Source organism: Microvirga massiliensis, assembly GCF_001006805.1.
Taxonomy (GTDB): Bacteria; Pseudomonadota; Alphaproteobacteria; order Rhizobiales; family Beijerinckiaceae; genus Microvirga; species Microvirga massiliensis.
The window spans coordinates 610,680-618,427 of the sequence record NZ_LN811352.1 but is presented as its reverse complement, the minus strand read 5'-3'; the positions used below and the strand labels follow the sequence as shown (position 1 = coordinate 618,427).

8 protein-coding genes are annotated in these 7,748 nt (G+C 63.6%); 6 read left to right on the top strand and 2 right to left on the bottom strand.

Annotated elements, in window-relative coordinates:
- The first annotated feature begins 218 nt into the window (after positions 1-218).
- Positions 219-641, top strand: coding sequence for an alternative ribosome rescue aminoacyl-tRNA hydrolase ArfB (gene arfB, locus BN1233_RS11840; protein ID WP_046863709.1), 423 nt, complete (start codon positions 219-221; stop codon positions 639-641).
- 9 nt (positions 642-650) lie between these two features.
- On the opposite strand, the gene BN1233_RS11835 is transcribed toward arfB, so the two are convergent.
- Together BN1233_RS11835 and epmA are read right to left on the bottom strand one after the other, a co-directional pair.
- The gene (locus tag BN1233_RS11835) at positions 651-1,715 is read right to left on the bottom strand and encodes a lysine-2,3-aminomutase-like protein (protein WP_046863708.1); all 1,065 of its coding nucleotides are present in this window, start codon (positions 1,713-1,715) and stop codon (positions 651-653) included.
- The gene (gene epmA / locus BN1233_RS11830; RefSeq protein WP_046863707.1) at positions 1,712-2,773 is read right to left on the bottom strand and encodes an EF-P lysine aminoacylase EpmA; all 1,062 of its coding nucleotides are present in this window, start codon (positions 2,771-2,773) and stop codon (positions 1,712-1,714) included. The genes BN1233_RS11835 and epmA overlap by 4 nt, the downstream gene beginning before the upstream one ends.
- A gap of 138 nt (positions 2,774-2,911) precedes the next feature.
- Here epmA and efp point away from each other — a divergent pair, with 138 nt between their 5' ends.
- From efp to BN1233_RS11805, 5 genes are all read left to right on the top strand, one after another.
- The gene (efp, locus tag BN1233_RS11825) at positions 2,912-3,478 is read left to right on the top strand and encodes an elongation factor P (RefSeq protein WP_046863706.1); all 567 of its coding nucleotides are present in this window, start codon (positions 2,912-2,914) and stop codon (positions 3,476-3,478) included.
- Between the two features lie 24 nt (positions 3,479-3,502).
- Complete coding sequence (locus BN1233_RS11820) at positions 3,503-4,693, top strand: aminotransferase (RefSeq protein ID WP_046863705.1); 1,191 nt, start codon at positions 3,503-3,505, stop codon at positions 4,691-4,693.
- A 64-nt stretch (positions 4,694-4,757) separates the two neighbouring features.
- The gene (locus BN1233_RS11815) at positions 4,758-5,885 is read left to right on the top strand and encodes a tryptophan 2,3-dioxygenase family protein (protein ID WP_046863951.1); all 1,128 of its coding nucleotides are present in this window, start codon (positions 4,758-4,760) and stop codon (positions 5,883-5,885) included.
- The gene (locus BN1233_RS11810; protein ID WP_046863704.1) at positions 5,878-7,086 is read left to right on the top strand and encodes an aminotransferase class V-fold PLP-dependent enzyme; all 1,209 of its coding nucleotides are present in this window, start codon (positions 5,878-5,880) and stop codon (positions 7,084-7,086) included. Before BN1233_RS11815 ends, BN1233_RS11810 begins: the two co-directional genes overlap by 8 nt.
- A 42-nt stretch (positions 7,087-7,128) precedes the next feature.
- Positions 7,129-7,605 (top strand): response regulator, encoded by a 477-nt coding sequence (locus BN1233_RS11805; protein ID WP_046863703.1) that lies wholly within the window; start codon positions 7,129-7,131, stop codon positions 7,603-7,605.
- Positions 7,606-7,748: the final 143 nt, after the last annotated feature.

Below are 7,748 nucleotides of genomic sequence, written 5' to 3'. Positions count from 1 at the left end.
TATCTTCATCGAAGTTCTTCCGTCAGAGGGAGTGAGTCAGGAGGTCCGGAGTTCCTATGGAAGGAGAGCAGTCGAAACCTGCAGCGTAGCCGTGTGTTCCATCTCGAAGCGGCATGGTCAATTCTCCACAGGGTCGAGGCAACCTGTCCTGCGGGGTTACCGGCCCGACCGTCCGGAGAGGGCAGCGGCGTCAGTCAATTGGTCGAGGAAAGCCCGGAATGATCCACATCACCGAATCCGCTTGGATCAGGGAGGAGGAACTGGAGGAAAACTTCGTTCGCGGCTCCGGCCCCGGCGGCCAGAACGTCAACAAGGTCTCGAGCGCAGTGCAACTCCGGTTCAATGTGAGGGCCGCGCCCGGGCTGTCGGAGGAGCTGAAGAGCCGGCTCGAGCGCCTTGCGGGAAGTCGCCTCAGTGCCGAGGGTATTCTCGTCATTTCCGCGCAGCGGTATCGCACCCAGGAGGCCAACCGGGCCGATGCCCGGGAGCGGCTGTTCGAGCTGATCCGCCGCGCCGCCGAGCGACCGAAGACCAGACGTCCGACCCGACCGACCCTTGCCTCGAAGCGGCGCCGGCTCGAGGAGAAGAGCCGACGCGGCGAGGCGAAGCGCCGCCGCAACATCCGTTTGCTTCCCGAGTGAAGGGGATCCTCAGCGCGTCGGCCTCCGGGGCGGATAGCGGTGGTCCCGCCCTTCGGGATCGGTGACCTTGTAGGACCCGTCCAGGCGCCTGACGACGTAGTGGGAGTCGATCGGGACCTTCCCATAGCCGCCCGGGATGTCCAGTACGTAGGTGGGTTGGCAGAGCCCCGAGAGCCGGCCGCGCAATGCGCCCACGATCGCGAGGCCTTCCTCGATGGTGAGCCGGAAATGAGACGTGCCCGGAGCCAAGTCGGGGTGGTGCAGGTAGTAGGGCTTGATCTGATTCTCGACGAAGGTCCGCATCAGCGTCGCGAGCGTGTCGGGGTCATCGTTGACGCCCCGCAGGAGCACGGTCTGGCTCACCATCGCGATCCCGGACTCCAGGATGCGGGCGCAGGCCAGACGGGCAGATTTCGAGAACTCGCGAGCGTGATTGGCGTGCAAGGCAATATAGACGGCTTTCCCGCTCTCCTTGAGTGCCGCGAGCAGCTCTTCATCGATCAGCTCGGGCTGGGCGACAGGGACTCTCGTGTGGAGGCGCAGAACCTTGACGTGATCCATGGCAGCAAGCCGCTTCGAGATCTCGCTCAAGCGGCGGGGCGACAGGATGAGCGGGTCGCCCCCGGTCAGGATCACTTCCCAGATCGCCGGATGCGCTGCGATATAGGCGAGGGCGCTCTCGAGCTCATTCGCCGTTAGCGATCCCATGCCGCCCGGCCCCACCACCTCACGGCGAAAACAGAACCGGCAGTAGACGGGACAGGTATGGACCGCCTTGAGGAGGACGCGATCGGGATAGCGGTGCACGATCCCTTCGACCGGGGAATGGGCACCATCGCCGATCGGATCGAGCAGCTCCTCCGGGCGCTGGTCGAGTTCTTCCGTCTGCGGGATGAACTGCCTCGCGATCGGATCCAACGGGTCCGACCGGTCGATGAGATCCGCCAGTGCCGGCGGCACGGCCACCGCGTATCGCGCTGCAACCCGCTCGAGATCCGGCACTTGTGCTACGTCGACCAGGCCCGCCCGCGCGAGGTCGGCCGCATGGCGCAGCGTCTGAGGCTTTCCGCTCATGCGATCTCCGGTACGGGTGCCCAGAGGACCTGCTCGATTCGCGTAGCTCCGGTTGCGAGCATCACGAGACGGTCCAAACCGAGGGCAATGCCGCTGGCGGGTGGCATATGGTTGAGTGCCGCAAGGAAATCCTCGTCCAGGGGATAGGTTTCCCCATAGACCCGGAGCTTCTCCGCCATCTCAATTTCGAAGCGCCTTCTCTGCTCGACCGGATTCGTCAGTTCGCCAAAGGCATTCGCGAGCTCTACCCCACAGGCGTAGAGCTCGAAGCGCTCGGCGACGCGGGGGTCATTCCGGCATGGGCGCGCAAGCGCAGCCTCGATGCTTGGGTATTCATCGAGGATCGTTGGGCGATCCAAGCCCAATCTCGGTTCCACGCGCTCCACGATGATCCGACTGAAGATGTCCGACCAGGTATCGTCCTCCGCGATCCGGATTCCGGCCGACCGTGCGGCCGCGGCGAGGGCTGCACGGTCACAGCCTCCGTCACCATCCAGCGTTGCGAGGAGGTCGATTCCAGCGAAGTCCAGGAAGGCTTCGGCGACTGTGAGATGTTGGGGCGGCAGGAATGGATCCGCAATGCGGCCCCGGTAGGTCAATGTCCTGGTCCGCGCAGCCTCGGCGGCTCGCGCGAGGAGGTCTGCGCAATCCTGCCGCAGCACTCGATAATCTTCCTCTGCACGGTACCACTCGAGCATCGTGAACTCCGGGTGGTGGAGGGCTCCGCGCTCCCGGTTCCGATAGACCTTGGCTAAGGTGAAGAGGCGTCGTTCGCCTGCTGCCAGGAGCTTCTTGCAGGCGAATTCCGGCGATGTGTGCAGGAAGAGGCGCTGGCGCTGCCCGCCGGATCCCAGGGCCTCGGTCTCGAAAGCGTGGAGATGAGCTTCGTTGCCTGGAGAAATCTGGAGTGCCGGAGGCTCAACCTCGACGAAATCCCGCTCCTCAAAGAAGGCGCGCACCGCAGCCGTGATGCGGCCACGGATCAGCAGGAAAGGTCGGCGGTCGGCATGGACGTCGGGGGTCCACCAGGGCGAAACGGAAGGAGGCGGTCGGTTCACGGGTCGGTGCCAGCACACGGGGTGGCTGGAGATTCTGGTCGAGATGCGATAGGTGCGGCCTGAAACTGGCTCCCACCGGCGGTGCAGGAATGTCGCTCGGTGCTGTGTCGCCTCCCTCTGACATAAGGAAAGCTTCTCGTGAAGGTCATCGCCTCCTCGCTCCGCAAGGGCAACGTCGTTGATATCGACGGACGCCTCTACGTGGTCCTGCAGGCCGAGAACATCCACCCCGGGAAGGGGACGCCGGTCACCCAAATCGACATGCGCCGCATTTCGGATGGCGTGAAGGTGTCGGAGCGCTATCGCACCACGGAGCAGGTCGAGCGGGCCTTCGTGGAGGATCGTGAGCACACCTTCCTCTACCAGGACGGCGAAGGCTTTCACTTCATGAACCCGGAGACCTACGACCAGGTGACGGTTCAGGAGGATATCGTCGGAGACCTCGCGGCCTATCTCCAGGAAGGCATGGCCGTGAACCTGAGCCTGCATAACGGCATCGCCATCGCCCTCGAGCTCCCCCAGCGTGTCGTGCTCGAGGTGGTCGAGACCGAGCCCGTCGTGAAGGGGCAGACCGCGTCCTCATCCTATAAGCCCGCCAAGCTGTCCAACGGAGTCCGAACGATGGTCCCGCCGCACATCTCGGCCGGTACGCGGGTCGTCGTTCAGACTGCTGACGGCTCCTACGTGGAGCGGGCAAAGGACTGAAGACCCCGAGTCGAGTTCAAGCCAGTGAGTCCGTTCTCAGCAGTCATCAACCCGCTCGTTGCGGAGGTCGGGTCGCCGCCGATTCCGGAAGCGCGCGGCTGGGCGCAACGCTACGGTGGAGCATTCGGACCGCTGATCGATCTCTCCCAGGCGGTGCCGGGACACCCACCGCATCCGGATCTCCTGCGCCGCATGGCGGAGGTCGCTGGCGCTCCGGAGGGTTCCCGTTATGGGCCCATCCGCGGCGACGATATCCTGCGCCGGGCCTATGCGGCCGAGGTCGCGCGGCTCTACGGGGCGCAGATCAGTCCGGACGATGTGGCGATCACCGCAGGCTGCAACCTAGCCTTCGTGGTCACCATGATGCTGGCCGCCCGGGCCGGCGATACCGTTCTTCTGCCGACGCCCTGGTATTTCAACCACCAGATGACGCTCGACATGCTCGGCGTGGTGCCGAAGCCGCTGCCATGTCGCGCTTCGAACGGGTTCGTCCCCGACCCTGAGGACGCAGAAGCGCTGATCGATTCGAGCGTCCGGGCCATCGTCCTCGTCACACCGAACAATCCGACCGGCGCGATCTACCCGCCCGAGACGATCGCGGCCTTCGCCAATCTGTGTCGCCGGAAACGGATTCTTCTGGTCCTTGACGAGACCTATCGCGATTTCCTCGATGCGGCCTCGGACCGCCCGCACGACATGCTGGCGACCGAGGACTGGCGCGACACGATCGTCCAGCTCTATTCCTTCTCGAAAGCTTATGCGGTGCCGGGCCAGCGCTGCGGTGCGATCGTGGCTGGCAGTTCCTTGAACCGGCAGGTCGAGAAAATTCTCGATTGTCTGCAGATCTGTCCGCCGCGAACGGTTCAGCCGGCCCTTGCCGAGGGGATCGTCTCCCTGCGGGGGTGGCGCGAGGAGAACCGGGCGGAAATCGTGCGCCGTGCGGACGCATTCCGCTTGCTGTTCCGGGACTTGCCCGGCTGGCGCATCGACTCGATCGGCGCCTATTTCTGCTACCTGCAGCATCCATTCCGTGGATCGACTGCGAACGCAGTTGCCGAGCAACTCGCCAGCGAGCGCGGGGTCCTGTGCCTGCCGGGCAGCTTTTTCGGTCCGGGTCAGGATGACTACCTGCGTGTCGCTTTCGCCAACGTGGGAACGGAGGTGATCGACCAACTCCGTGACCGGCTCCGCGGGTTCGGACCTTCCGCTCCCTGACGGCAGCACAGTTCTCGCAAGCGGGAAACGTCCTAGATTTACTCCTGCGATGCAGGAGACGGAGATGACGAGCGACAAGCCTCCGGATATCCAGGATCTCGGGGCAGAGGGTGCTCCGCCCGGGTGCTACTACAGCGCATACCTTCAGCTCGACCGGCTTCTCAGTTCCCAGAGGCCCGCCAGCGTGGCAGCCGGGCGTCCTGCGCACGACGAATGGCTCTTCATCACCGTACACCAGGTGTATGAGCTCTGGTTCAAGCAGATCTTGCGTGAGCTCGACCGTATCGAAGAGGACTTCTCCGCCAATCCCGTCGACGACCGTGTGCTAGGACGGGTGAATCTCGGATTGCAACGCATCCACGAGATCCTGAAGCTGCTCGTGCATCAACTCGACGTCATGGAAACAATGACGCCGCTCGACTTCCTCGATTTCCGCGACCTCCTCTATCCGGCGTCGGGGTTTCAGTCAGTGCAGTTCCGCGAAATCGAGATCAGGCTTGGCCTGCGCAGCAATGAGCGCCTCACCTTTGATCATGCGCCGTTCGAATCCAAGCTCTCCGATGCCGATCGCGAACGGTTGCGCGCTGCGAGCCAGCGCCCGAGCCTGCTTTCTCTCCTCGATCGCTGGCTGTCGCGTACTCCGTTTACGGATTGGGGTGGCACTCCCTTCCGGGATGCATACCGGGCCGCGGTCATCGACATGCTGGAGGCGGATGCGGCAAGGGTGAGAGGCGACGTCCATCTCTCGTCCCGTCAGCGGGATGCGGAGGCGCTCGCGATCGAAGCAGCTCTCAAGAATTTCGCGGACATCTTCGACGAAGGCGCACAGACATCATGGACGATGTCTCCGCGTGCCGTCGAGGCCGCTCTGCTGATCACGCTCTACCGGGACGAGCCTGCGCTCAACCAGGCGTTTCGGTTGATCCAATCGATCATGGACGTCGACGAGACGATGACATTGTGGCGTTATCGTCATGCGCTGATGGTCAACCGGATGCTCGGGGTCAAGCCGGGAACGGGCGGGTCGTCAGGACACAATTATCTGCGCGCGACGGCAGAGCAGCACGGCATCTTCCGTGACCTGTTCCGGCTTTCCACCTATCTCATCCCGCGCTCGGCTCTTCCTCGACTGCCGGATTCGGTCGCCCGTGGGACGAGCTTCGTCTACGCCACCGAAACACGAGATGCTTGATCTCGCCCATCACTTCTCGCGATTTGCCGCAGCCGATCCCGAGCGCATCCACTTCGCCGCCCACAGCCACCATTACTGGCCGGACGTCACTTACGAGGCTCAGAAGCAGTACTGGGATGATTCCGCGCGCTACGCAGACGAGAAGTGGGATCTGATCTTCGGGAGGATCATCACCGATGTCCGCAAGGGCATCGCCCGCATCCTCACCCTTCCGGATCCCGCCACGATTGCGTTCGCGCCGAACACCCACGATTTCCTGCGTCGTCTTCTGTCCGCACTGCCAGCGAACCGCTCGCCTCGAATTCTGACGACGGACAGCGAATTCCACACGGTTACGAGACAGCTGGCGCGGCTCGAAGAGGATGCCCTCGTGCTTGTCGACCGCGTGGCGGCAGAACCGTTCGAGACTTTTCCGGCCCGCTTCGCCGCAGCCATGCGAGCCGACCATGACCTCATCTACTGCAGCCAAGTCTTCTTCAACTCCGGAGCCAGCGCCGGATCTCTCGAGCAACTCGCCGCAGCAGCTCCCTCGAGGGAGACGCTCATTGCGATCGATGGCTACCATGGCTTCATGGCGGTGCCCACGGACCTTTCGGCTCTGGCTCACCGGGTCTTCTATCTCGCGGGTGGCTACAAATATGCCATGGCCGGGGAGGGCGTCTGCTTCATGCATTGCCCACCCGAGTACGCCCCGCGCCCGCGGGATACCGGCTGGTTCGCAGCATTCGGTGCACTTGCGAGCGGAGCTGTCGGCGTCCCCTACGGAGAGGATGGTTCCCGTTTCCTGGGTGCGACCTTCGACCCGAGCGGACTCTATCGCCTACGCTCCGTCATTCACTGGATGGAGGAGAACACGATCACGGTCGAACGCATTCACGAGCATGTGGTCGCGATTCAGAACGTTTTTCTTGCGACCGTTCAAGGCGGCTTCGCACCGCAACTGTCGCGAGCCCGGCTCGTCACCCCTCTCGGGGCAAGGGATCGAGCGCACTTCCTGGCTTTCCAAATGCCGGATGCACAGGAACTTCATGATCGGCTGCTCGCCTTGCGCATCGTGACCGATGTCCGGGGAGATCGGATCCGCTTCGGATTCGGGTGCTATCATCGTCCGTCGGATGTCGAGAGGGCCGTCGAACGGATAAGCAAGGCGCCGTCGTTTTCAGCCCATGGAATTAAAGAAGCGGAAAGCCGAGGGCCATAGGCTGGAGGTCCGTTCCGTGTTGATGCGGTTGCCCTCGAGCCGATGATCGCAACTCCGACCTTCCCCGATCTCGCCGCACTCGTGGTGGACGAGAGCCTCTACGTCCGGCGCATTCTCCGCGACATGCTGGCGCGCGTCGGCATCAAGCGGGTCCAGGAGGCTCCCGATGGAGCGGAAGCGCTTGGATTGCTCGGCGAAAGCAAGCCGGACCTCGTCATCCTCGATTGGGACCTCGCCATCCTCTCGGGCGAGGAGTTCATCCGCCTCACGCGCACGCCGACGACCTCTCCGGCTCCAACGGTCCCGATTATCCTCACGCTGTCGAAGCCGACGCGCTATGTCGTCGACCGCGCGATTGCGCTCGGGGTCAACGAGATCATCGCGAAGCCTTTCTCTCCGAAAGTGCTCTGGTCGCGGCTCGACGAAGTCATCAATCGGCCGCGCCCGTTCGTTCAGGTCCGCGGCGTGGTCCGGCCCATGCCGAGAACGCAGCGCCAAGAGACGGAGGCTGCTGCCTGACCCGAGCCCGCCGGCTACTGCAGTTCAGGCACGATTCGGAGGTGGGGCTCGTTCCCATGCGCAGGGTTTTCCGTAGACCAGTGTCATGAGCGCATCGTGCGGAAAAGTGGGCCCGCTTTTCCGCCTCAAACGATGCGCTACTC